The sequence below is a fragment of the Allobosea sp. NPDC055353 genome (assembly GCF_053644975.1).
The window spans coordinates 451,125-474,553 of record NZ_JBSHMC010000002.1; the positions used below are offsets into that span (position 1 = coordinate 451,125).

Annotated in this window: 20 protein-coding genes; 3 read left to right on the forward strand and 17 right to left on the reverse strand. The window is 67.8% G+C overall.

The genetic code is table 11. The annotated features are described in order from the left end of the window. The 7 genes from ACWIEX_RS15475 to ACWIEX_RS15505 form a co-directional block, all read right to left on the reverse strand. The gene (locus ACWIEX_RS15475) at positions 1–1,818 is read right to left on the reverse strand and encodes a methyl-accepting chemotaxis protein (RefSeq protein WP_454033909.1); all 1,818 of its coding nucleotides are present in this window, start codon (positions 1,816–1,818) and stop codon (positions 1–3) included. Positions 1,819–1,884: 66 nt separating this feature from the next. Next, positions 1,885–2,397 carry a chemotaxis protein CheW gene (locus tag ACWIEX_RS15480; RefSeq protein ID WP_082617344.1) on the reverse strand — a complete coding sequence of 171 codons (513 nt, stop codon included), beginning with the start codon at positions 2,395–2,397 and terminating at the stop codon, positions 1,885–1,887. Next, on the reverse strand, positions 2,394–4,706 hold the full coding sequence (locus ACWIEX_RS15485) for a chemotaxis protein CheA (RefSeq protein ID WP_454033910.1): 2,313 nt from the start codon (positions 4,704–4,706) through the stop codon (positions 2,394–2,396). Before ACWIEX_RS15485 ends, ACWIEX_RS15480 begins: the two co-directional genes overlap by 4 nt. A gap of 10 nt (positions 4,707–4,716) precedes the next feature. Then, a complete protein-coding gene (locus tag ACWIEX_RS15490) occupies positions 4,717–5,076 on the reverse strand; it encodes a response regulator (protein WP_091856406.1) in 360 nt (119 codons plus the stop codon). A 5-nt stretch (positions 5,077–5,081) separates the two neighbouring features. Beyond that, the gene (locus tag ACWIEX_RS15495; protein ID WP_454033911.1) at positions 5,082–5,363 is read right to left on the reverse strand and encodes an STAS domain-containing protein; all 282 of its coding nucleotides are present in this window, start codon (positions 5,361–5,363) and stop codon (positions 5,082–5,084) included. Between the two features lie 123 nt (positions 5,364–5,486). Next, entirely contained in the window at positions 5,487–5,954 is a 468-nt protein-coding gene (locus ACWIEX_RS15500; RefSeq protein ID WP_061966736.1) for a response regulator, read from the reverse strand. A 56-nt stretch (positions 5,955–6,010) separates the two neighbouring features. Continuing rightward, positions 6,011–7,483, reverse strand: coding sequence for a methyl-accepting chemotaxis protein (locus ACWIEX_RS15505; protein WP_454033912.1), 1,473 nt, complete (start codon positions 7,481–7,483; stop codon positions 6,011–6,013). A gap of 257 nt (positions 7,484–7,740) precedes the next feature. Here ACWIEX_RS15505 and ACWIEX_RS15510 point away from each other — a divergent pair, with 257 nt between their 5' ends. Continuing rightward, on the forward strand, positions 7,741–8,478 hold the full coding sequence (locus ACWIEX_RS15510; protein ID WP_454034799.1) for a superoxide dismutase: 738 nt from the start codon (positions 7,741–7,743) through the stop codon (positions 8,476–8,478). A gap of 157 nt (positions 8,479–8,635) precedes the next feature. On the opposite strand, the gene ACWIEX_RS15515 is transcribed toward ACWIEX_RS15510, so the two are convergent. Further along, positions 8,636–9,856 carry an MFS transporter gene (locus tag ACWIEX_RS15515; protein ID WP_454033913.1) on the reverse strand — a complete coding sequence of 407 codons (1,221 nt, stop codon included), beginning with the start codon at positions 9,854–9,856 and terminating at the stop codon, positions 8,636–8,638. 264 nt (positions 9,857–10,120) lie between these two features. On the opposite strand from ACWIEX_RS15515, the gene ACWIEX_RS15520 reads away from it, so the two are divergent. Next, positions 10,121–11,101: a TAXI family TRAP transporter solute-binding subunit gene (locus ACWIEX_RS15520; protein ID WP_454033914.1), complete on the forward strand. Its 981-nt coding sequence runs from the start codon at positions 10,121–10,123 to the stop codon at positions 11,099–11,101. 202 nt (positions 11,102–11,303) lie between these two features. Continuing rightward, the gene (locus ACWIEX_RS15525) at positions 11,304–13,469 is read left to right on the forward strand and encodes a TRAP transporter permease (protein WP_454033915.1); all 2,166 of its coding nucleotides are present in this window, start codon (positions 11,304–11,306) and stop codon (positions 13,467–13,469) included. A 16-nt stretch (positions 13,470–13,485) separates the two neighbouring features. Here the strand turns inward: ACWIEX_RS15525 and ACWIEX_RS15530 are convergent, their stop codons facing one another. The 9 genes from ACWIEX_RS15530 to ACWIEX_RS15570 all read right to left on the reverse strand — a co-directional run bounded on the left by ACWIEX_RS15530 (position 13,486) and on the right by ACWIEX_RS15570 (position 23,418). Beyond that, positions 13,486–14,187, reverse strand: a complete 702-nt coding sequence (locus ACWIEX_RS15530; RefSeq protein WP_454033916.1) for an orotate phosphoribosyltransferase — start codon at positions 14,185–14,187, stop codon at positions 13,486–13,488. Continuing rightward, complete coding sequence (locus tag ACWIEX_RS15535) at positions 14,184–15,479, reverse strand: hydantoinase/carbamoylase family amidase (protein WP_454033917.1); 1,296 nt, start codon at positions 15,477–15,479, stop codon at positions 14,184–14,186. The genes ACWIEX_RS15530 and ACWIEX_RS15535 overlap by 4 nt, the downstream gene beginning before the upstream one ends. Further along, entirely contained in the window at positions 15,476–16,447 is a 972-nt protein-coding gene (locus tag ACWIEX_RS15540) for a dihydroorotate dehydrogenase (RefSeq protein WP_454033918.1), read from the reverse strand. The genes ACWIEX_RS15535 and ACWIEX_RS15540 overlap by 4 nt, the downstream gene beginning before the upstream one ends. Then, complete coding sequence (locus ACWIEX_RS15545) at positions 16,444–17,289, reverse strand: dihydroorotate dehydrogenase electron transfer subunit (protein ID WP_454033919.1); 846 nt, start codon at positions 17,287–17,289, stop codon at positions 16,444–16,446. The genes ACWIEX_RS15540 and ACWIEX_RS15545 overlap by 4 nt, the downstream gene beginning before the upstream one ends. A 7-nt stretch (positions 17,290–17,296) precedes the next feature. Then, entirely contained in the window at positions 17,297–18,544 is a 1,248-nt protein-coding gene (locus ACWIEX_RS15550) for an MFS transporter (protein ID WP_454033920.1), read from the reverse strand. Positions 18,545–19,079: 535 nt separating this feature from the next. Then, positions 19,080–19,976 carry a helix-turn-helix domain-containing protein gene (locus ACWIEX_RS15555; protein ID WP_454033921.1) on the reverse strand — a complete coding sequence of 299 codons (897 nt, stop codon included), beginning with the start codon at positions 19,974–19,976 and terminating at the stop codon, positions 19,080–19,082. Between the two features lie 124 nt (positions 19,977–20,100). Continuing rightward, complete coding sequence (locus ACWIEX_RS15560) at positions 20,101–21,588, reverse strand: M81 family metallopeptidase (protein WP_454033922.1); 1,488 nt, start codon at positions 21,586–21,588, stop codon at positions 20,101–20,103. 41 nt (positions 21,589–21,629) lie between these two features. Continuing rightward, positions 21,630–22,475: an ABC transporter permease gene (locus tag ACWIEX_RS15565; protein WP_454033923.1), complete on the reverse strand. Its 846-nt coding sequence runs from the start codon at positions 22,473–22,475 to the stop codon at positions 21,630–21,632. Positions 22,476–22,485: 10 nt separating this feature from the next. Continuing rightward, entirely contained in the window at positions 22,486–23,418 is a 933-nt protein-coding gene (locus ACWIEX_RS15570) for an ABC transporter permease (RefSeq protein ID WP_061969193.1), read from the reverse strand. Positions 23,419–23,429: the final 11 nt, after the last annotated feature.

Consider the following 23,429-nt stretch of genomic DNA (forward strand, 5'->3'; position numbering starts at 1 on the left):
TCAAATCCCCATGCGGCCGCCAGCGGCGACGCGGCGCGGCTGTGGCTGCGGCATCATCCGTGACGGCGGCGCGATTGCCTGTGGCGTGCTGCTGCGGCGTGGCGGCAAGGCGTCGCCGGCTGCCGCATGACCCGCGCTGAACGCTTCGATAGAGGCGTGAAGCGCCGCCGCCTGCTCGGCGAGCGCGGCAGCAGCCTCAGCACTGCGCCGGGCCAGATCGGCGTTCTGCCTCGTGCCCTTGTCCATCTTCGTCACGCTGCGACCCATCTCGCCGGCACCTTGCGCCTGTTCGGCGGTCGCAGTGGAAATCTCGGACACGGTCGTCGCGACCTTGCCGGCAGCAGCGACGATGCGCTCCAGCGCCGTGCCGGTCTCGCGAACGAAGCCGACGCCCTCGGCGACCTGCCCGTTCGACGAGGCGATCAGACCCTTGATATCCTTCGCGGCCTGCGCCGAGCGCTGCGCCAGCGAGCGCACTTCGGAGGCGACGACCGCAAAGCCCTTGCCAGCATCGCCCGCGCGCGCCGCCTCGACGGCGGCGTTCAGAGCGAGCAGGTTGGTCTGGAAGGCGATCTCGTCGATCACGCCGACGATCTCGGAAATCTTCAGCGACGAGCTTTCGATGCGCCCGATCGCGTCGACGGCGCGGGCGACGACGCCCTGCCCCTGCTGCGCGACACTCATCGTCTCGCCGGCGAGCTCGCCGGCTTCGCGCGTACGAATGCTGCTGCGCCCAACCGACGACGCGACCTGCTCGGCTGCGGCGGACGCTTCGGCGAGCTCGGCAGCCGCCCGCCCGGCGCCTGCCGCAAGCTCCGTGGTCGTTGCATCGACCTCGGCAGCGGCCTGCGAAACCCGGCCCGCGCTGTCGCGAATGGTCGCGAGCGTCGCGCCGACATGCCCGAAGGCCTCGTTGAGGCTGTCTTGAAGAAAACCGAGGCTGCCCTGACTGGTCACAGGGATCGATCGATCGAAATCGCCTTCGACTACCCCCGAGACGGCATGGGCCATCTGGTCGAACGTATCCTCGAGGGCGGCGTTGATCCGGTTCAGGCCTTTGACCGCGTGGCCGAGCGGCAGCGGCTGCCCTTCCGGCGACAGGCGGCGGGAAAAGTCGCCGGCCTCGGCCGCCTCGACCAGCGCCACGATCTCGGCCGCGAGCTTGAGATCCCCGGTCATCTCGCGCCATTCCACGGCGGTACCGAGGCTGCGGCCATCGCCCTGCGTGATGGCCGTCAGGGTCAGGCAGATCGTGCGGCGGCCGAGCGTCAGGCGCACCGGCTGGCCGCTGGTCGGTTGATGCTCGCCCTGCACGCGCTCCATGACGCGGCCCAGCATGTCCTTGGCCGAGCAACCCGGAAAGGCCGCGCGAAAATCTTCCTGCGCCTCGCCGAAGAAGCGCAGCAGCGCCTTGCTGACATAGACCACCCGACCATCGGGATCGCAGAGCATGACGCTGGCGCGGCCCTGATCGAGCGCGGCGCGCAGCCTTTCGGCTTCCTGGCCCTGCTCGCGGATGGCAGCAAGCGCGCGCGACAGCTCCGCGCCTTCACCCGATCCGGATGCGTCGGGAAGCGTGACCTCGACGCCTTCGGCCAGGCGAGCCGCAGCCGCCGCGCTGCGCGCGAGCGGACGGGCCGCGCCCCAGGCGGCAAGGCCGCCGAGCAATGCGACGCCCGCAACGGCGGCAGCCCCCAGCGCGGGAGCACCGGCCAGTGCCGCGTAGGATGCCAGGCTGCCGGCGAGCGCCGCCGAACCGGCGGCGAGCAGCGGCTGGCTGACCGAGAGACGTGAGAAGGGGCCGAGCGCGCTGCCCATATGGGTCGATCGTTTCTTGTTCTCGCCCGCTTCTTGAACGCTACGCTCGGGCTGGTCTCGAAAAGGTCAGGCGGCCCGGCTGGTCTTGATCTGGGCCTCGGCGCCACCGTCGCGGATCACCGCCGCGAGGTCGAGCAGCGCGACGATGTCGGTGTCGAGCAGGACGAGGCCCTCGATCAGGCCGTGCTCGTCACGCTCCAGCTCCGGCGCCGGGCGCACCGCACTGACCGGCACGTCGACGATGTCCGAAACCGAGTCGACCAGCAGGCCGGCGGTCTTGTCCTCGACATCGACGACCACGATGACATGGGTCGCAGTGGCATCGGTGGCGCCAAGCCCGATCGCGGTCCGCAGGTCGTAGACCGCGAGGATCACGCCGCGCAGGTTGAGCACGCCGCGCACATGCGGGGCCGCATGCGGCAGCGGCGTCGTCGCCTGCCAGCCCTTGATCTCGCGGACCATGCCGACATCGATGCCGAAGGTGCGGTCGCCGACCTTGAAGGTCACGATGCGGCGCGCCGCCGATTCCGGCTGCGCCGACGAGAAGTGCTTTTCGCCGAGTTGGAGGCTCATGGTCATCCAGCCATCTTGAGGTCAGATTGGGGGGAGCGGCTGCCGGAAGCGGCCAGCCGCAGCATCGAGTCGATGTCCAGGATCAGGGCGACGAGGCCGTCGCCGAGGATCGTTGCCGCCGAGGCACCGTTGACCGCGCCGTAATTGGCCTCGAGGCTCTTCACGACGACCTGCTGCTGGCCGACGATCTCGTCGACGGCGATGCCGACATTGTTGCCGCGCTCGGTCTCGGCGATGATGACGATGTTCTCGTTGGTCTGGCCCATCGAACCCATCACGTCGCCGAGGCGATAGAGCGGTGTCACCTCGCCGCGCCAGCGCAGCACCTCCTGGCCGAAGGGCAGCCGCTCGATCGGCGTCGAGGCGAGATGCTGCGTCTCGATCACCGAGGCGATCGGGATGACGTAGCGGTCGTCGCCGCAGCGGATCACCATGCCTTCGAGCACGGCGAGCGTCAGCGGCAGGGCGAGCGTGAACTTGCAGCCCCGGCCCGGCTCGGAATCGACGCTGATGCGGCCGCCGAGCGACTCGACGTTGCGGCGCACGACGTCCATGCCGACGCCGCGGCCCGACACGTCGCTGATGACCTCGGCCGTCGACAGGCCGGCGGCGAAGATGAGCTGGTCGATCTCCTCGGGCGCGAGCTTCTCGTCGGCGCCGACGAGACCGCGCGAGCGCGCCTTGGCGAGCAGCCTGTCGCGGCCGATGCCGCGCCCGTCATCGGTGACGGAGATGACGATGCGGCCGGCGCGATGCTCGGCGATCAGCCTGATCGTGCCCTCGCGCGGCTTGCCGGCCGCGATGCGCTCGTCGGGCGTCTCCAGCCCGTGATCCATCGAATTGCGGATCATATGGGTCAGCGGATCGGCGAGTTCCTCGATGATCGTCTTGTCGACCTCGGTGTTCTCGCCTTCGAGCACGAGGCGCACTTCCTTGCCCAGCGTCTGGGCGAGCTCGCGCACCAGGCGCGGCATGCGCTGGAACACGGCCTTCACCGGCTGCGCCCGCACGGCCATGACATGGTCCTGCAACTCCCGCGTCTGGCGCGACAGGGTCAGCATGCCCTCGGCGGTCTTGGCGTGGACGTCATAGGGCAGCGAGCGCACGCATTCGACCAGCATCGACTGGGTGATGACGATCTCGCCGACGAGATTCATCAGCTTGTCGATGCGGTCGAGATCGACGCGCACGCTGACGGCCTGGCGCTGGCGTGCGGAGGCATCGGGGGCAGCCGGAGCACGCGGCGCGGCGCGGGCGGCCGCTTGCGCTTCCGCGGCGACGACCGGCGCCGCGGCGACCGCTGTCTCCGGGGCGGGCTTGATATCGGGCTCGTTCGCCGCTTCCGGTGCCGGGCCGAGCATGGCCAGGATCGCCGAGAGGTCGGCGGCAACCGCGCTAGAGACCTCGGGTGCAGCGGCCTCCGGCTCGCTCGCCGGGAGTGCCGCGACCACGGCCTCCTCGGCGAAGGCGATCTCGAATTCCTCGTTCGCCAGGCTGAAGTCGAAGCGGCCGTGCAGGTCCTCGACCGACAATTCGGTGCGCAAGGCCACATCGAAGCGCAGCCAGCAATCGCTGACATCGAGGCTTTCCAGCGGCGGCACCTGGCTCAGGTCGCAGCGGATCGAGACGATGTCGGCGGCCGGCAGCGAGCCCAGGACGACGCGCGGCTCGATCACCCGGCGGAACAGATCTGTTTCCGGCGCGATGCGCAACTGCACGTCGCGGCCTGGCTTGCCGGCGACAGGGGCAGGCGCGGCAGCGGGTTCGTCGTCCCAGCCATCGTCGGCGGCAGCGGCGGGAGCCGCCGTCTTCGCCTCGACCATGGCGAGCAGGTTGCCGAGCGCGGCGATGCCGATGGGCGCATCGTTGTCGGCAGCAGGGGCGACCGGGGCCGAAGCGGGCGCAACCGGAGCTGGCGCGGCGACGGGTGCCTGCGGCTCCTTGCCGACCTGCTCGAGCGCGGCCAGCAGATCCGGCCGCTCGGTCGCGGGCTCGTCGTTGCGGGCGGCCGAGACGAGATCGGCGACGGCATCGGCGCAGCGCAGGAACAGCGTGAACGGCGCATCCTCGACGGCGACGCGGCCGGACCTCAGATGGTCGAGCGAGGCCTCGAAGACATGCGCGAAGCCGACCAGCTCCGTGCAGCCGAAGGCGCCGGCCCCACCCTTGATCGAGTGAATGGCGCGGAAGGCGGCATTGACGTCCTCGGGATCGACGGAGCCCTCATCGAGGGCCTGGAGCTTCTGCTCCAGCGCGCCGAGGAGTTCTTCGCATTCCTGGAAGAAGGTCTGCTTGAGTTCTGCCAACGGGTCCATCGGCCGACCTTCAGTTCTGGTAGCGCGCGACGAGGCCGAGCAGCGTGTTGGGTTCGAAAGGCTTGACCATCCAGGCGCTGGCGCCGGCGCGGCGGCCCTCCGCCTTGATCTCGGCGCCGTTCTCCGTGGTCAGCACGATGATCGGCGTGTTCTGCCCGGCCGGGCGCGAGCGGCAGGCGCGGGTGAACTCGATGCCGTCCATGATCGGCATGTTCAGGTCGGTGATCACGAGATCGGGCTTGAACTGCTCGAACTTGTTGAGGCCGTCCTCGCCGTTCTCGGCCTCGGCCACCTCGTGGCCGGCATTGCGCAGCGTCAGGCTGAGCAGGCTGAGCAGGGTCTTGGTATCGTCGATCGCCAGGATTTTCATGCCTGTCACTCCAGAACGAGAGCGCTGTGAGCGGCATCGAAGCCGATCGCCCGCAAGGATTCGCGGCATTCCTCGGAAGCCGCCTTGAGCGTGACCGAAAGCCCCCGCGCGGCGGCGCTGGTGGCTGCGGAATGGAGAAGCTGAATCCAGAGGCTGGGGAGGGCTCCCGCCTCGGCGCATTCGACGGCGATGCTTTCCCGCTGTTCCAGCGCCACCAGAAGCTGGTTGCGGAACGCCGCGGCCTCGGAGCGGCCGAGGAAAGGGGGAAGCGAAACGGTGATGAGCATGGAGGGCGACCCAGGATTGCGCCTGGAGCATCGCGGCAAACTGGTAAAAACTTCGCTAAATGGGGAGGCGCCTATCAATACTCTTGGCGCTTTCGTGGCAATTGCGGCACGCAGCCACGAGCCTCAGAACATGTTGTTGCTGATCGCGCGCGGCACCAGCGTGATCTTGCCGGTCGCCTCCCGGTATTTTCGCGGCACGTTGATGACGCCCGACAGGTGAAGCCAGAGATTGTTGGGCGAAATCGGCTTGGTGATGATCTCATGCGCACCGAGCTTCGCCGCCTGGACGACCGAGCGCCGGTCCGGCCGTTCCATCATCACCAGCACCGGCGCCTTGGCGAAGGGCGAGGTCTTGAACGAACGGATCGCTGCCAGGCACTTGATGCTGTTGCCCTCGGGCATGTCCCAGTCGAGGATGACGATGTTCGGCTGCTTCTGGATGAAGGTCGAAGCCGCCGAGGAAAGGTCGGCCGCCTCGAAGATGCGATTGAGCTGCGCCTGATACAGCATCGTGCGCACGATACGGCGGTAATGCGGGCTCGGATCGATGAGCAGCACCGACAGGTTGGGGAAGGATGGCGCGATATGCATGGCGCTGACTCGGGAACTCGCTCACTCAACTCGACAGGGCAGGCACGGACGAAGCGTCAGACCTTGAGGCCGAAGCGGAAGGCGCCCCAGTGCCGGCCCTTGACCATGATCGGCGCCGACAGGTCCTCCATCACCAGGAACTGCCCGCCGCCCATGTCGCGCCGGTAGCTCTGCAGCAGGAAGGGCTTGCGGTTGCGCGCGGCGGCGAGCCCGGTGCGGTCGTCGAAGATCCGCCGGTTCCGGCAATTGGCGTTGTTCCAGACCGGATCGCTGCCCTGGGCTTGCGCATATTTGCGGTTATGCGTCGGCAGGAAGCCGTTGCGGTCCACCGCAGCGCAGAACACGATCCGCCCGTTCGAGGTCAGGAGTTCCTCCTGCAGCGGCGGCAGCAGCCGATCGGTGAGGGCGACGAAGCGGGTCATGTGCTGGACCGGATCCGATCCCGGGATCGGCCGATAGGCCTCGTCGAACAGGTCTGCGAGCGTGAGATCGCCGCGCGCCAGCGCCGCCTCGAACAATTCGCCGATCGTGCCCGCCGTCTCCATGGCGGTCGCGATCAGCTCCGACTGGGCGGTCCGCACGCCAGACGCCGCGATCGAGCCAAGGATGCCCTCGCTGATCGCGACCAGCGCCTCGGTGCGCTGTCCCGCCTGCTCGAGATTGTCGGTAGACGCATCGACCCCGGCCACGAGGCCGGCGAGGTCCTGTCCGGCCTTGGCGCAGGCCTCGGCATTCTCCCGCGTCGGGCGCGATACGGCCTCGATCTCGCCGATCAATTCGACGACGGAGCGACCGAAGCTGTCGAACTCGCCGATCTGCAGCGAGATATTCTGGCTGCCCGCCTGCGCGCGCTGCGCCGTCTGCGCGTTTTCCTGGCTGCGCCGGGCGACGGCGTCGACCGCCTTGACCAGCAGGTCGAGCTGGGCTGCGCTCGCCGCCGTCGCCGCGCGGGTCTGTTCGGCCAGCGCCTTCACGGCGGCAGCGATGACCGCGAAGCCCTTGCCGGCCTCGCCGCTGCGGGCCGCCTCGACGCCGGCATTGATCGACAGGAGCTGGATCTCGCGGGTGATCGACTGGATCGCGTCGCTTGACGCCCGCGCCTTGTGCGCGTCGCCGACGGCCTGCGCCAGCACCTGCGACATCGACTGGGCTTCCTGCGACAGCGTCGCAATATCGGCCTGCGCTGCATTGAGCCCGAGCCGCACCGACTTGGTCACGCGCTCGAGGCCGTTGCGGACACCGGACGCGGCAGCCTGCGCACCCTCGGCCGCCTGCCGGATCGCGTTGTTCGCCTGCGACACCTGCTCGACCGCGCCGACCACGCGGCGCAAGCCCGCCGTCTGCTGGTCGAATTGCTGCGTCACATCGCCGACGCGCCCCGCGATATCGGTGATCTCGGCGCTGAGCTTGCCGAAACGGGCGGCAATCTCGCGCACCGCGCGCTCGGCACCGGCCTCTGTCGGCTCGCCGGCAAGGTCCTGCACTACCGCGTCAACGGGCAGATCGAGCTTGCGAGCCAGTGCGTGCATGGCGGGACGCCCCTTCAACCCGGGAAGATTTCTTGCCGGAACCGTAGAGAAACGCGGTAAATCGCCGGTTAAGAGCGCGATCGGGCGATTTACCACTTTCGTCATGCACGGCGGGATTGTGATGTTGCCCTTGGGTCAACCGCCGCGCCGGGCCGTGCTATAGCTGGAGCGATCGACGACGGACCCGCAACGGGACACGCGCGTTGAGCAGGAAGCCGACACGCCGCAACGCTTTCCGGAGGAATTCCATGACCGCAATGTCCGCCGTCTCCCGCCGCAGCCTGATCGGCCTGGGTGCCGCTGCGCTCGCCGTCGCCGCGGCCCCGAAGGTCTGGGCGCAGGCCGCCGCGCCGGCAGCACCGGCCGGCCCGTTTTCGCTGCCCAAACGCGCCTACGAGGCCAATGCGCTCGAGCCACATATCGACGCGGCTACCATGGACATCCACTACAACCGCCACCATGCGGCCTATGTCGCCGCGCTGAACAATGCTGCCAAGGACAACGGCGTCATCGCCAAGGCTTCGGTCGCAGAGCTGATCACCGATCTCGGCCAGTTGCCCGAGAGCATCCGCACACTCGTCCGCAACAATGGCGGCGGCCATGCCAATCACAGCATGTTCTGGGAGGTGATGGGGCCGGGTGCCGGCGGCGCTCCCACCGGCGACGTCGCCGCCGCGATCACCCGCGACCTCGGCGGCTTCGACAAGTTCAAGGCGGATTTCGAGGCGGCGGGCCTGCGCGTCTTCGGCTCCGGCTGGGTCTTCGTCACCGTCGACAAGGCCGGCAAGCTCGCGCTGCTCGGCAAGCCGAACCAGGACAGTCCGATCATGGACAAGCAGATGGTCCTGCTCGGCAACGACGTCTGGGAGCACGCCTATTACCTGAAATACCAGAACCGCCGCGCCGACTATCTCAAGGGCTGGTGGAACGTGGTCGACTGGAAGAAGGTCAACGAACGCTACGCCGCCGCCAAGGCCGGCAAGCTCGCGCTCTGACGCCGACAGCTTCAGTCACCTCAGCAATCGCGGTCATCCCGGACGCAGCGAAGCGAAGATCCGGGATCCATTCCTGAACCTTTTCCGGAAGCGTTCCGGCATGGATCCCGGGTCAAGCCCGGGATGACCGCGTGGTTCTAGTGCCAGTGCTTGCCGCCTAATGCCCGACCCTGGCGCCGCGCGTGCCCTCGCTGAGGCGCGGCAGGAACCAGGCGAGCAGGCCCATCAGCGGGATGAACGAGCAGATCTTGTAGACCGCCTCGATGCCGAGGATGTCGGCGAACTCGCCGAGCAGCGCGGCGGCCAGCCCGCCGAGCCCGAAGGACAGCCCGTAGAAGAAGCCGCCGACCAACCCGACGCGGCCGGGCAGCAATTCCAGCGCATAGATCAGGATCGCGGCGAAGGCGCTCGACATGATCAGGTTGATCAGGATCGTCAGCACGCCGGTCCAGAACAGGTCGGCATAGGGCAGGATCAGCGTGAACGGCAGCGCGCCCAGGATCGAGAACCAGATGATCTTGTTGCGGCCGATCCGGTCGCCCAGCATGCCACCGGCCAATGCGCCGACAGCCGAGGAGCCGAGGAACAGGAACAGCATCACCTGCGAGTTCTGCACGGAGATGCCGAACTTGCCGATCAGGTAGAAGGTGTAGAACGAGGTGAAGCTCGCCGAATAGGCGTTCTTCGAGAACAGCAGGATGATCAGGATGGTGATCGCGAAAGCGACCGAGCGCTTGCCCGGACGGGCGGGCGCCGCAGCCGCTGCGGCCTTCGGGGGCCTCGCCTTGTCGAGCCGTGCATAGCTCGCCGCGGTCCAGACCATCAGCATCATCGCGATGAGCGCCGCGACCGAGAACCAGGCGAGGCTGCCCTGCCCGCGCGGCACGATGATGAAGGCGGCAAGCAACGGCCCGAGCGCCCCGCCGGTCTGCCCGCCAACCTGGAAGATGCCCTGCGCCAGACCATGCTGCCCGCCGGAAGCGTTACGCGCCATCCGCGTCGCCTCGGGATGGAAGATCGAGGAGCCGATGCCGACACAAGCCGCCGAGAGCAGCAGGAACCCGTAGCTGCCGGCATAGGCGAGGCCGATCAGGCCGGAGAGCGTGAAGCCCATGCCGACCACCATCGAATAGGGCATCGGGTGCTTGTCGGTGTAGAGCCCGACCGCCGGCTGCAGCAGCGAGGCCGAGACCTGGAAGGTCAGCGTGATCAGGCCGATCTGTCCGAAATCGAGCCGGTAGGCCTCCTTGATGATCGGATAGATCGCCGGGATCAGCGACTGGATCATGTCGTTGAGCAGATGCGTGAAGCTCAGCGCGATCAGCACCGGCATCATGGCGCGTTGCGGCAGGGAAGCGGTCGGCGCGCTGGCGGTCATCTGGGCTTAGTCCCGCGGCGTCTCCGGCAGGCCGATTCCCGCCTCGGGACGCGGTTGAAGGCTCTAGAGGATCGCTGGCGCCGGCACAATTTCATGAGCCGGCACCACGGGAATGCCCTCACTGCATGCCTGGCTCCGCTTTCGCACCCCGAAAGCCGTCAGATTCGGCCATGTCGCTGTTGATCGCACCACCTGAGTCCAATTTCCGATTGATCCCGCGCCCGATCCTGCCGAGATTGCCCGCTTTCATGGGAGGTTGACTGAATGTCTCCGCGTCTTCGTTCGAAATTGACCGCCGCCGGCCTCGCGCTCGGCGCCGTGGCGCTGGTAGCCGGCATCGCCGTCGCCCAGGCCCCGGCCTTCTTCCGCATCGGCACCGGCGGCACGGCCGGCACCTATTATCCGATCGGCGGCCTGATCGCGAACGCGATCTCCGCCCCGCCGCAGCTCGTCGCGACCGCCGTCGCCAGCAACGGCTCGGTCGCCAATGTCAACGCCATCGTCGGCGGCGCGGCTGAATCCGGCTTCGTCCAGGCCGACGTCGCCTTCTGGGCCTATTCCGGCACCGGCGTCTACGAGGGCAAGCCGAAGGTCGCCGAACTACGCTCGATCGCCAATCTCTATCCCGAGAGCGTCCATCTCGTCGTTCGCAAGGCTTCGAACGTGAAGAGCGTCGCCGATCTCAAGGGCAAGAAGGTTTCGCTCGACGAGCCCGGCTCCGGCACGCTGCTCAATGCCAAGGCGATCCTCGCGGCCTTCGGCGTCACCGAGAAGGACATCACCGCCGAGTATCTCAAGCCGAACCAGGCGGCGGAGAAGATGAAGGACGGCTCGGTCGACGCCTTCTTCTTCACCGGCGGCTTCCCGGCGGCGGCGATCTCGGAGCTCGCCTCGACCGGCTCGGGCATCGATATCCTGCCGATCACCGGCGCCCCGGCCGAGAAGCTCGCCAAGGACTCGCCCTTCTTCGCCGCCGACGAGATCCCGGCCGGCACCTACAAGGATGTCGGCGCGGTGAAGACCGTCGCGGTCGGCGCCCACTGGGTCACCTCGTCCAAGATCTCGGCCGACACCGTCTATGCCGTGACCAAGGGCCTGTGGAGCGACAAGGCCCGCGCCGCGCTCGATGCCGGCCACGCCAAGGGCAAGGTGATCCGCAAGGAGACCGCGCTGTCGGGCCTGCAGGGCGTGCCGCTGCATCCGGGCGCCGAGAAGTTCTACAAGGAAGCCGGCCTGCTGAAGTAAGGCGCGCGAACCACCGCCGGTGCTCCCTCTCCCGGATGGGAGAGGGCTGGGGTGAGGGCCTGCCGTTGCCGATACCGGCGCAACGTCTCCATCCCCGTCCTTTTCTTTGCCGTCCTTCCCTCACCCCTGCCCCTCTCGCAGAGTGTCGAAGTCGGATGTATCCGATTTCGATGCGGGAGAGGGGTTCTCCGTCGAGTGTCCCATGGCCAACCAGCCCTCCGCCGCCGAACTCGCCAAGCTCGAGGAAGAACTCGATCCGGAAATGCAGTTCCGCAAGGTGCCGCATGGCACCGCGCTGCTGATCGGCGGCCTGCTGCTCGCGCTCTCGGCCTTCCACTATTACACTGCGGGCTTCGGCCTGCTGCGCGAGACCACGCATCGCGGCATCCACCTCGCCTTCGTGCTCGGGCTGATCTTCCTCGTCTTCGGCGCACGCAAGAGCGAGGCCGGCACCGTCTATCCCTCGACCGTCTTCCGCCCCGGCGGCGTGCCGCTCTATGACTGGATCTGCGCGGTCGCGGTCGCCATCGCCAGCCTCTACGTGCCCTGGATCTTCGAGGATCTCGTCTTCCGCGTCGGCAATCCCTCGCCGCTCGATGTCGCGATGGGCACGATCACCATCGTCCTGATGATCGAGGCGACGCGACGCGCCATCGGCTGGGGCCTGCCGCTGATCGCGCTCTTCGCCATCGTCTACGCGCTCTTCGGCAACTGGTTTCCCGGCATCTTCCTGCACCCGGGCTCGACCTGGTCGAACCTCGTCAACCATCTCTACCTGACCAGCCAGGGCGTCTACGGCGTCGCGCTCGGCGTCGTCGCGACCTATGTCTTCCATTTCGTGCTGTTCGGCGTTCTCGCCACGCGCATCGGCCTCGGCCGCCTCTTCCTCGGCGTCGCCGCCGCCGTCGCGGGCCGCTTCGCCGGCGGCCCGGCCAAGGTCTCGATCTTCGGCTCGGCCCTGTTCGGGATGATCTCGGGCTCCTCGGTCGCCAACACCGTCACGGTCGGCTCGCTCACCATCCCGATGATGATCCGCCTCGGCTACCAGCGCCATTTCGCGGCAGCGGTGGAATCGACCGCTGCGACCGGCGGCCAGATCACCCCGCCGATCATGGGCGCCGCCGCCTTCCTGATGGTCGAGTTCCTCAACCTGCCCTATGCGACCATCGTCATCGCCGCGATCGTGCCGGCCTTCATGCATTTCTTCGGCGTGCTGATGCAGGTGCATTTCGAGGCCCGCCGCACCGGCATGGGCGGCATGACCGATGCCGAGGCGCCGAAGCTGCGCGAGGTCTTCGCCCGCGACTGGCCGACCATCGCCCCGCTCTTCGCGCTGATCGTCGTGCTCTTCACCGGCTACACACCCTATCTCGCCGCCTTCTGGGGCATCACCGGCTGCATGCTGGTGGGCCTCGCGCATTACCGGGCAGGCGCGGCCCTGGCCCTGGCGCTCGCCATCGGCATCGCCGCACCGACCGAGCTTTTGCGCGTGCCGGGCGTGAACGCGGCGCTGGTGACCGCCGCCTTCGCCGTCATGGCGCATGGCGTGCTGCTGCGCTCGACCGAGGGCCGCAGGCGCGTCAACGACATGGTCGATGCCTTCGTCCTCGGCGCGAAATACGCCATCGGCGTCGGCGCCGCGGCTGCGACCGTCGGCATCATTGTCGGCGTGGTCACGCTGACCGGCGTCGGCTTCAAGATCTCCTGGATCGTAACCTCGCTCGCCGATCAATGGGCCAAGGGCCTCATCGACATCGCCCCGTTCCTGCCCTTCGACATCAAGAGCGCGACGCTGTTCTTCACGCTGCTGCTGACCGGCATGGTCTGCATCCTGCTCGGCTGCGGCGTGCCGACCACGGCGAACTACATCATCATGGTGACGGTGGCGGCGCCTGCGCTCGGCATGCTCGGCGTCAACCCGCTCGTGGCGCATTTCTTCGTCTTCTATTACGGCGTCCTCGCCGACATCACGCCGCCGGTCGCGATCGCCGCCTATGCCGGCGCGAGCATGGCCGGCGCCGACCCGTTCAAGACCGGCAACACCGCCTTCCGGCTGGCGCTCGGCAAGGTGCTGGTGCCTTTCGTCTTCGTGTTCTCGCCCTCCATGCTGATCATGGCACCGGGCTTCACCTGGATGGAGTTCATCGGCTCGACCGCCGCCTGCCTCGCCAGCATCACCCTGCTCTCGGCCGCTTTCTCCGGCTGGCTTCTGGCGCCGCTCGCGATGTGGGAGCGCCTGGTCCTTGCGCTCGCGGCCCTGCCGATGATCCTCGCCACGCCCTATTCGGTCGTGGCCGGTCTCATCATCGGCGCGCCCGTCCTGCTGCGGCAGATGATCGCCCGCAAGGCCACCGTCGCTCCGGCCTGAATCTGAAGGCCGCGCCTCAGACGCGCGGCGTCAGGCTGGAACGGCCGCCATGGCGCATCGACCAGGCAACGGGATCGGCGAGGAAACGCTCGATCTCGGCGCGATCCTCGCGCGCCAGCCGGTTCTCGTCGTCGGCCGCGAGCACATCGGCCCAGGTCGCCAGCGCATGCAGGCTTAGTCCCGCCTCGGTCAGGCGCTCGCCGGCACCGGGGAAGGCGTCATGATAGAAGATCGTCAGCACGTCGCCGATATCGGCCCCCGCCGCGCGCAGGCCACGCACGAAATTGAGCTTGCTCGCGCCATCCGTGGTCAGGTCGTCCATCAGGAGGACGCGCAGGCCATCGACCGGCCCGCCCTCGACCTGGGCATTGCGGCCGACGCCGAGCGGGCGCTTGCGGACATAGCGCAGCTTCAGGTCCAGCGCATCGGCAAGCCAGGCGGCGAAGGGAATGCCGGCCGTCTCCGCGCCGACGACCGCATCGAAACCGCCATCCGAAAAGCCTGCGCGGACATGCCTCGCCGCCAGTTCGGTGACCGCGCGGCGCAGGTCCGGTTCGCCGAGCAGCAGGCGGACATCGACATAGACCGGGCTCGCCCAGCCGGCCGCCAGCACGAAGGGTTGCTGCCGGCTGACATGGACGGCGCCGGCACGCAGCAGCAGCCGCGCGACCGCATGGCTGATCTCCCGCTCCGGGCGGATCGCCTGAGTCACCGTCATCGCACCGCCTCCCGGATCGCTGCCCGCATCACCGCGATGCCGGCCAGGAGATCGTCGATCTCCATCGCCTCGTGCGGGTTGTGCGAGCCGTGCTCGTTTCGCACGAAGAGCATGGCGCTGGGAATGCCGGCATTGGCGAAAACCGCCGAGTCGTGCCCTGCCCCGCTCGGAATCTCCTCATCGGGCAGGCCGAGGTCGCGCGCCGCGGTCTTGAGCCTGTCGATCCAGCCGGCGTCCATCACGGCGGGCTCGGCCTCCAGCCGGCGGTCGAGCTTGAAATCGACGCCGCGCTCCTCGCCGATCATCCCGCATTCCGAAAGGAAGAGGTCGTAGAAGGCCTCCAGCGTCTCGCGGCTCTGGCTGCGCACCTCGAAGGAGAAATTCACCCTGCCGGGGATGCGCGCAATGGCATGCTCCTGCGGATCGGTACCGAACACGCCGGAGGTCACGACGACGTCGCGGCCGCGCTCCAGCAGCGTGCGCCAATGCCGGTCGAGATGGGTGATGAGCTCGGCGGTGGCGAAGACCGCGTCTCGCCTGAGCCAGCGCGGCACCGCGCCGGAATGGCCGGCCTCGCCGACGCATTCCACCGTGCGGTGCCTGATATTGCCCCTGATGCCGGTGACGATGCCGACAGGCAAATCGCGCGCGACCAGCACCGGCCCCTGCTCGATATGCAGTTCGATCCAGGCGAAGACCGCGGTTGGATCGAGCAATGGCTCACCCTTGCTGACGCGGCCCATATCGACGCCGACATCGGCCATGCAGTCGGCGAGCGTGCGTCCGGCCTTCGCATCCTTCACCGCGAGATCGGCGGCCGAGAGTTTCCCGAACAGCGCGCTCGAACCCATATAGGCCCGGCCGAAGCGCGAGCTTTCCTCACCGCGCAGACCATAGACCTTGATCGTCCGGCGCGGCACGAATCCCTCGGCCCGGAAGCCGGCGATGACGGCGAGCCCCGCGATGACACCGGCCGCACCATCGAAATTCCCGCCCTGCGGCACCGAATCGAGATGCGAGCCGCAGGCAAGGAAAGGCAGGTCCGGCTCGCTGCCTTCCAGCGTCATCACGAGATTGGCCCCGGCATCGCGCTCCGTCGCCAGCCCCAGCTCACGCGCCCGTGCCTCGACGATGTCGAGCGCCTCGCTTTCCTTCGGCCCATAAGCCTCGCGCGTGATGCCGACGCCGTCGCCGGTCGCCTGTTTCAGCGCATCAAACAATGCCTCGGCCAGCGCCCGGTCCTCTGCATTCCCCGCAAAGCCGTTCGGGCGTTCGATCGCGGCGACGCTCATGACACCGGGTCCAGCCAGGAGAGTTCGGGCTCGTCCGCCTCCTCGATCACGACGCCGCGGATCAGGTCGGCAGCGCGCGGGATCTCGCGATGCAGGCAGAAGGTCTCGAGCCCGTCGATGATCGTCGTCATCGCCGCCGGCTGGAGAAAGGTCGCGGTGCCGACCTGCACGGCAGTGGCACCGGCGAGCATGTATTCGATGGCGTCATCGGCGGTGGAGATGCCGCCGCAGCCGATCACCGGGATCGACACCGCCTTGGCGCATTGGAAGACCTGGCGCAGCACGATCGGCTTGATCGCCGGGCCGGAGAGCCCGCCCATGATGTTGCCGAGGCAGGGCTTGAAGGTCTTGAGGTCGATCGCCATCGACAGGATGGTGTTGGCGACGACGACAGCGTCCGCGCCTGCGGCCTCGGCCGCGCGCGCCACCTCCGGCACGTCCCCTGTATTGGGCGTGAGCTTGACCCAGAGCGGCAGCTTGGTCGCCCGGCGCAGTTCGCGCGTCACCTTCTCGGTCGACTCCGCCCGCATCGCGAAGGCCTTGCCGTCCTCCTCGATGTTCGGACAGGAAATATTGGCCTCGATCGCGGCGATGCCGGGGATCGAGAGCTCGGCCGCGAGACTGGCGAAACCCTCCGCCGTCGGCGCCGAGATCGAGACGACGAGCGGCGTGTCATAGGCCGCGTAATGCGGCATCGTGGTCTCGACGAAATAGGGCACGCCCTTCGAGGGGATGCCGATCGCATTGATCAGGCTGCCCGGCCGCTCGACCACGCGCGGCAGCGGATTGCCGGCGCGCAACTCGCGCGTGATCGTCTTGGTGACGAAGGCGCCGAGCCGGTTGAAGTCCATCACCTTCTCCAGCCCCTCGGCGAAGGTGCCCGAGGCCGGCATGACGGGATTGCGCAAGGTGAGCCCGCCGACCTTCACAGAGAGATCGATCGCGGGCCTCACGGCGGCGGCGTTCATGGCAGCGCCTCCATCAGGTCGAAGACCGGCCCGTCCCAGCAGACACGGCGATTGACGATCTCGCCATCGACGTTGAAGTCGCGCACGCAGCAATAGCAAAGCCCGATTCCGCAGGCCATCTGCTGCTCCATCGCGACCTGTCCGGGCTGGTTGAATTCGCGGGCAAGGCGCTGCTGCACGCGCATCAGGCGGCTCGACCCGCAGGTGAAGAAGGCGTCGCAGCGCCCCTCGGCGATCTCGCGGCGCAGGATACGCTCGACATTGGCCGGGCCGCTCGTCTGCTCGGAATCGGTGACCGCGATGACCGCAGCCCCATGACCTGCGAACAGATCGACCGAGACCAGCAATTCCGGCCGCCTTGCGCTGAGGATGGCAGTGACCTTGATCCCCTTCGCCTTCGCCGCAGCCGCAAGCGGTGCCAGTGTCGCGAGCCCCGCCCCGCGCCCGACAGCAACGATATGGCCCATGCTCTCGTCCAGCGTGAATCCGGTGCCGAGCGGGCCCATGATGTCGAGGCTGTCGCCCGGCACGAGCGTATCGAGGCCGCGCGTGCCTGCCCCGGTGACCTTGTAGAGGAATTCGACCTGGCGCTTCTCCGGGTCGGCACCGTAAAGGCTCATTGGCCGGCGCAGGAAGGGCTGCTCGCCCACCGGGTGCGGGCAGAGCAACTGGAAGAACTGGCCGGGCTGCGCCGCGGCCGCCTCATCGCTGCAATCGAGCACGAGATGGCGGTACTCGGCATTGACCGCCGCGTGGCGCACGACCCGCGCCAGCTCGGCGACGATGCTTGGCTTCCAGCCGGCGGAACACCCGCCGGCCGTGATGATGGGTTGCTGGCTCATGCCTGCCTCACGTCAATTCGGCGCCGCGCTTCTCGGGGATGAGGAGCCACATGGCGATGAGGTCGAGGATGTAGAGGGTGGCGAGCAGCGCGATGGCGGTCTGGAAGCCATAAGCCGCCGCGATTGCGCCGACGACGACCGGGCCGAAGCCGCCGACGCCGCGGCCGATGTTGAACAGGACGTTCTGGGCGGTGGCGCGGGCCGCGGTCGGGAAGAGCTCGCTGATCAGCGCGCCATAGCCGCCGAGCATGCCGTTGACGAAGAAGCCCATCACCGCGCCGGCGACCAGCAATTGCATCGGATCGGTCAGGCGCGAATAGACCACGACCATCACGGCAGCGCCGATCATGTAGCCGAAGAAGGCCGGGCGCCGGCCGATCCGGTCGGCGATATGGCCGAAGGCGAAGATGCCGAGCGCCATGCCGGCGATGGTCACCGCCGTCCACACCGCCGACTGGGTGAGCTGGAAGCCGAACCGCGTGGCGAGATAGTTCGGCAGCCAGATCATCACGCCGTAATAGCCGAAGTTCTGGACCGAGCAGAGGATGACCATGCCGAGGCTGAGCTTGGTGGTCTCGCGGTCCTTGACCAGCAGGCGCAGCGCCGATTCCTTCGGCCGGTCCTTGGAGCGGGCGACGAAGACCTCGGGCTCGTGCAGGGAGTGGCGGATGAAATAGGCCGCGACCGCCGGCAGGATGCCGATGGCGAACATGCCGCGCCAGCCGATCGTGGGCAGCAGGATCGGGGTGGCGATGGCCGCGGCGAGCACGCCGACCTGCCAGCCGAGACCGACATAGGAAGAGGCGCGCGCCCGCTTCGAGGCCGGCCAGGCCTCGGCGACCAGCGCCATGCCGATGCCGAACTCGCCGCCGAGGCCCAAGCCCGCGATGGTGCGGTAGATCAGCAGGTCCCAATAGCCCTGCGCCAAGGCGCACATGCCGGTGAAGACGGCGAAGAGGACGATGGTCCAGGTCAGCACGCGGACGCGCCCGATACGGTCCGAGAGCATGCCGAAGCCGATGCCGCCGAGCACGGCGCCGACCAGCGTCGCGGTGACCAGCGAGGCGGCCTGCGCCTGGCTGAGCTGGAGGTCGGCCGAGATCGCCCGCAGCATGAAGCCGAGGATCAAGAGGTCGAACCCGTCCATCGCATAGCCGATCGCCGCACCCCACAAGGCCTTCCGCGCCTTGCCGTCGACCTCGGTCGGGCCGGAACCCTCGATCGAGCCCACGCTCGATGCCTCGATATCGCTCATGATGAAAGCCCCTTTTGTTGTCTCGAACCGCCGCCGGGCACCGGAAAACAGTGAACCGACGCACGCATGCGCGTCCGCCCCTGCGCAGATCCTGCTCATGAGTTCGGGCCTTGAGCCCTCATTCTCGGGGCGCTTTGCGCGCCGCTTGGTGGTCCTGGGCTCCGGCCCCGCCACGAGAATTTTGAAAGCCGCCGGACCATAGCCGCGCCCGGCGCCATGCGAATCCGTCGCACAGCTTAATCTCAATTACAAGATCAAATCTCAATTTTGCGACAATGGTAAAAACGACTTGCTCCTATCGTTCCGAGCTTCCCTTCAGCGAAGAGCCCGGAACACATGGACACGACATTGTTCCAGCCATCGTCATGCTCGCCCTTGTGGCGAGCATCCACGTCTTGAACGCGACCTCGGCGTAGAAGACGTGGATGGTCGGGACAAGCCCGACCATGACGCCGTAAGCCTGGTGCTCAGGAGCGGGCTCAACCCTGCCGGCCGCCCGCGATGACGGCGTGTTTCGGTGCGAAATCGACAGGCGTCAGCCCGGCGCGATGCCCGACCGCTCGACCACCGCCCGCAGCGCGGCGCCAGCCTCGCCGCCCTTGCGGGCGCGGCTCCAGAGATCGTCGCTCAACTGCTCGTAAAGCCGCACCGGCTGCTCGTCGGCAGTCAGCATGGCGATGCCGGAGCGAACATTCGGCAGTTCCCCGCCCAGCCGATAGGGGCTCAGGCCCAGCAGCGTCCGTTCCTCGCTGCGGAAGAGCTGGAAGGTGATATTGGGCAGCGTTTCCTCGATCAGCCCGATCTGCACGCCCATCGGCTCGGCCTCGATCAGTGCGATCAGGTGCTCGACCTCGTGACGGGCCGCCCGGCGCCGGCGCGCCTGCTCCTCCGGCGGCAGGCTGAAGCGGCCGACAACGCCGAGCTTCAGCCAGCGCTCGATCTCCAGCACATTGACGAAGTTGACGACGCTGAGCCGCCGGCGCTTCCGGGTCGCCTTGCGTTCGTCGAGGATCGCGATGATCGCGTCGATCTCGGACACAGCCCCGTCGCGGTCGGCGAGATGGGCCGGCAGAGCCTCGATCAGGGTCGCCCGGAGGAAGTCGGAATAAGCCGCCGAGGTCAGCAGGTAGGAGAGCGGCGGGAAATGCGCCACGACCTGATCGGACTGCTCCTCGATCTGCCGCATGCGCTCGAAATAGCTGACCGGGCTCGAATAATACTCGACACCGGCCCCGAGCAGCGACGCGACCGTCGTCTCCAGCACGGCAGCCAGCCGCTCCAGCGTCTCGATCTTGACGACGCCGCCGCTCTCGATCCGGTAGACGGCCGCCCGCGAAATTCCCAGGCTCTCGGCGACATCCTCCGCCGGAAGCCCACGCCCCAGCCGATAGGCCTTGAGGCGCTTGCCAATCTCATCGAAGCGGATGGACATCGGGCCTCTCGCAGGGCAATCGAATCTCAAAATTTAGATAGGGTACCGCACTCCCGCGCCGATGCGAACAGGGCCGGTGCGTTGCCGCACCGGCCCCGTCGATTTCTCGGCTCTGCTCGCGGCCTCACGCCACCTTGTCGAGCGGGTAGAGCGGCCGCCGCACCCGGCGATAGGGCAGCTTGCTGAGATCGGGGGTGCAGAGCGCCCCGCTGTCGCAGACGATGACCTTGCCGGCGATCGGCTCGAAGGCGGCGCGGAAATGCTGCATCGACTTCAATCCGACAACGCGCTTGGCTGCCGGGTCGATGCCGAAGGCGCGGAACTGCTGCAGGTCGTTCATCTGGGCGCGGATGGTGGTGACGAGGATCTCGATATCGCCGACGCGCAGCACGGCACAGGGCCCCCAGCTCGCCTGCAACCCGCCCATCATCGGGCCGTCGCCGACCCAATCGCCGTCGCTGGTGCTGACGAGCGTGCCGGTCAGCTCAAGCGGCCCGCCGCCGATCGCGGGATCGACCTTGCCGCCGAGCTTGACCGAGACGGTCGAGCCCGGCTTGCCCTTGCGCAGTTCGGCGGCGACCTCCGGATCGACCATCGGCCCGAAGCAGGCGTCCTTGAGATCGGCTGCGATCATGCCCTTGAGCAGGCCGGTCGCATCGCCATAGCCGCCACCGCCGGGATTGTCGGCGTAGTCGGCGATGATCAGCGGCCCCTTCGCCCCGACATAGGATTGCGCCTCGGCAACGGCATCCTCGACCGAGAGGAAGTCCGTGACCTTCTCGAAGCGGCGCTGCCACATGTCCTCGACCATCGCCTCGGCGAAGGCCTGATGCTTCTCGCGCTCGCCGTCGCAGGTGACGAGCACGGTCGGGCCGACCTCGTGGATATCGGCATTGCCGAAGCCGCCATTGACGCTGACGGCAAAGACGCCCGCCTCTTTCTCATAGGCCTTGGCCTTGGCGATGCGCTCGACCATCGGGCCGATATCGGTACGCCCGCCATTGACCTCCTCCAGCATCGGCCGCTCGGCCCGCAGCGTCACCGGCCTGATCTCGCCCTTCATGGTCCGCTGCATGATGCCGGCCGCAAGCTTGCCGGTCTCGCGGACATCGACATGCGGATAGGTCTTGTAGGAGACGACGATATTGGCGAGATCGGTCATCTTGCGGGTAACGTTGGCATGGGGATCAAGCGTGATGCCGATCGGCACGTCCGGCCCGAGCACGGCGCGGACCCGCTCCAGCAACTCGCCCTCGCCGTCCTCGCAGAACTCCGTCACCATGGCGCCGTGGAGGCCGAGCAGCACGCCGTCGATCTTGCCGGCATGGGTCTTTGCAGCCTCGACGATGACGCCGGCGATCCGGTCGAAAGCATCGCGCGTCACCGGCCCGGAAGGCTGGGCGGCGGCGCTGATCGCATGGATGACCTTCCACCCCGCCGGACGGCCGATATCGAGAAAGCCGGCGATCGGCGTGTTGGCCTCGGCCCGCGCGGCGATCGCGTCATCGCCGAGCTGGATGCCGCGATCGGTGAAGGCAGCGTAGTCGGCCGGGCAGCGGCTGAAGGTATTGCTCTCATGCGAGAACTCGGCGGTCAGGACGGTGAAGCTCATGGCGTTCCTCGCGGTTTTCTCTCTGTGTCCGATGGTGGTCGTCAGCCGTCCCGCAGCGGACGGCGGATATCGAGCGCCTCGATCAGCGCATCGCCGAACAGGTTGATGGCGATGACGGTGGTGGCGATGACGAGGCCGGGAAAGATGATGATCCAGGGCGCGATGAAGATCTGCGCCGTGCCGGAGCTCATCATCGCCCCCCAGCTCGGGACGGGCGGCTGCGCGCCCAGCCCGAAGAAGCCCAGCGTCGCTTCGAGCACGATCGCATCGCCCGTCGCCAGCATGCCGGCGACGATGACCGGCGTCATCGCGTTGGGCAGGAGATGCAGGAAGAGCACGCGCCCCGGCCTGGCGCCCGCCGTCACCGCCGCATCGACGAAGAGCTCGCCCTTCAGCGCCATCACCTGCGCCCGCGTCAAACGGGTGAACTGCGCGAGATAGGCGATCGCGATGGCGATCGCCGTCGAATGCAGTCCGGGCCCCAGGATCGCGATCAGGATCAGCGCCAGCAGGATGTCCGGAAAGGACCAGGTCAGGTCGACGAAGACGGTGACGATCCTGTCGAAGATGCCGCCGAAATAGCCGGCGGCGGCGCCCAACGTCGCGCCCATCAGCACCGACAAGGCGATCGAGAGCACGCTGACGCTGAGCGAGGTGCGCGCACCCTGGATGATCCGTGAGAGCAGGTCGCGCCCGAACTCGTCGGTGCCGAGCCAATGCGCAGCCGAGGGCGGCGTGTTGGCCATGGAGAGCTTCTGCGCGGCGTAGTCGTAAGGTGCGATCCAGGGCGCGAAGATCGCGCAGAGCACGAGCGCGAGCAGGAACAGCGCGCAGATGGCGCCGCGTGGCGAGCGGAGGATGCGGCCGGCGAGGGATTTGCGGCTCATCGCGCACCTGTCATCGTGCACCCATCGCTTCGCGCAGGCGCGGATCGAGCGCCGCCTGGGCGAGGTCGCCGATCAGCGTGCCGAGCATCACCGCGATCGCCAGCATCAAGAGGCAGCCCTGCACCAGCGGATAGTCGCGCTGGCCGAGCCCGGTGATCAGCAGCGAGCCGAGCCCTGGCCGGGCGAAGACATATTCGACCGTGACCGCGCCACCGAGAATCCAGCCGATGCGCAGGCCCAAAATGGTCATCACCGGCAGCATCGCCTGCTGCAGCACGTGCCGGAGCTGGATGCGCCAGAAGGGCACGCCCTTGGCCTGCAGCACGCGCACGAAGTCCCGCTGCGAGATTTCGACCATGGCCGCGCGGGTGACGCGGGCGATCAGCGCCGTGCCGCCGATGCCGATGGTCAGCGCCGGCAGCACCAGCGCGTCCCATGTCCGCGCGCCCGAGACCGGGAACCATTCGAACTGCACCGCGAACATCAGGATCATCAAAAGCGCCAGCCAGAAGCTCGGCAGCGTCGATCCCAGCAGGATGAAGCCCATCACCGCCCGGTCGAACAGGCTGTCGCGGAAGGAGGCCGCGAGCACGCCTGTCACGATCCCGACCACCGTCGAGAAGAGCAGCGCCGTGCCGCCGAGCGCGAGGCTGTGCGGCATGTTCTCGGCGATGAGCTGCGAAACCGGCTGGCGCATCACGATGGCGTCGCCGAAATCGCCCGTGACGACCTTGGCAAGCCAGCGCCCGTACTGGACCAGCAGCGGCTGGTCGAGCCCGTAGCGCGCGATCATCTGCGCCCGCTGCTCGGGCGACGAGCCGACCTGGATCAGATGCTCCAGCGGGTCGCCCGGCACGAGATGGATGATCATGAAGATCACCAGCGAGACGGCGAGGAAGACCGGCACCAGCATGGCGAGGCGCCGGATCGCGAAGCGCAGCAAGGATCGATCTC

Excerpts from the sequence above, each read along its gene's own strand:
- ACWIEX_RS15475 (WP_454033909.1), bottom strand. The coding sequence starts at position 1,818 with ATGGGCAGCGCGCTCGGCCCCTTCTCACGTCTCTCGGTCAGCCAGCCG.
- ACWIEX_RS15480 (WP_082617344.1), bottom strand. The coding sequence starts at position 2,397 with ATGACCATGAGCCTCCAACTCGGCGAAAAGCACTTCTCGTCGGCGCAG.
- ACWIEX_RS15485 (WP_454033910.1), bottom strand. The coding sequence starts at position 4,706 with ATGGACCCGTTGGCAGAACTCAAGCAGACCTTCTTCCAGGAATGCGAA.
- ACWIEX_RS15490 (WP_091856406.1), bottom strand. The coding sequence starts at position 5,076 with ATGAAAATCCTGGCGATCGACGATACCAAGACCCTGCTCAGCCTGCTC.
- ACWIEX_RS15495 (WP_454033911.1), bottom strand. The coding sequence starts at position 5,363 with ATGCTCATCACCGTTTCGCTTCCCCCTTTCCTCGGCCGCTCCGAGGCC.
- ACWIEX_RS15500 (WP_061966736.1), bottom strand. The coding sequence starts at position 5,954 with ATGCATATCGCGCCATCCTTCCCCAACCTGTCGGTGCTGCTCATCGAT.
- ACWIEX_RS15505 (WP_454033912.1), bottom strand. The coding sequence starts at position 7,483 with ATGCACGCACTGGCTCGCAAGCTCGATCTGCCCGTTGACGCGGTAGTG.
- ACWIEX_RS15510 (WP_454034799.1), top strand. The coding sequence starts at position 7,741 with ATGTCCGCCGTCTCCCGCCGCAGCCTGATCGGCCTGGGTGCCGCTGCG.
- ACWIEX_RS15515 (WP_454033913.1), bottom strand. The coding sequence starts at position 9,856 with ATGACCGCCAGCGCGCCGACCGCTTCCCTGCCGCAACGCGCCATGATG.
- ACWIEX_RS15520 (WP_454033914.1), top strand. The coding sequence starts at position 10,121 with ATGTCTCCGCGTCTTCGTTCGAAATTGACCGCCGCCGGCCTCGCGCTC.
- ACWIEX_RS15525 (WP_454033915.1), top strand. The coding sequence starts at position 11,304 with ATGGCCAACCAGCCCTCCGCCGCCGAACTCGCCAAGCTCGAGGAAGAA.
- ACWIEX_RS15530 (WP_454033916.1), bottom strand. The coding sequence starts at position 14,187 with ATGACGGTGACTCAGGCGATCCGCCCGGAGCGGGAGATCAGCCATGCG.
- ACWIEX_RS15535 (WP_454033917.1), bottom strand. The coding sequence starts at position 15,479 with ATGAGCGTCGCCGCGATCGAACGCCCGAACGGCTTTGCGGGGAATGCA.
- ACWIEX_RS15540 (WP_454033918.1), bottom strand. The coding sequence starts at position 16,447 with ATGAACGCCGCCGCCGTGAGGCCCGCGATCGATCTCTCTGTGAAGGTC.
- ACWIEX_RS15545 (WP_454033919.1), bottom strand. The coding sequence starts at position 17,289 with ATGAGCCAGCAACCCATCATCACGGCCGGCGGGTGTTCCGCCGGCTGG.
- ACWIEX_RS15550 (WP_454033920.1), bottom strand. The coding sequence starts at position 18,544 with ATGAGCGATATCGAGGCATCGAGCGTGGGCTCGATCGAGGGTTCCGGC.
- ACWIEX_RS15555 (WP_454033921.1), bottom strand. The coding sequence starts at position 19,976 with ATGTCCATCCGCTTCGATGAGATTGGCAAGCGCCTCAAGGCCTATCGG.
- ACWIEX_RS15560 (WP_454033922.1), bottom strand. The coding sequence starts at position 21,588 with ATGAGCTTCACCGTCCTGACCGCCGAGTTCTCGCATGAGAGCAATACC.
- ACWIEX_RS15565 (WP_454033923.1), bottom strand. The coding sequence starts at position 22,475 with ATGAGCCGCAAATCCCTCGCCGGCCGCATCCTCCGCTCGCCACGCGGC.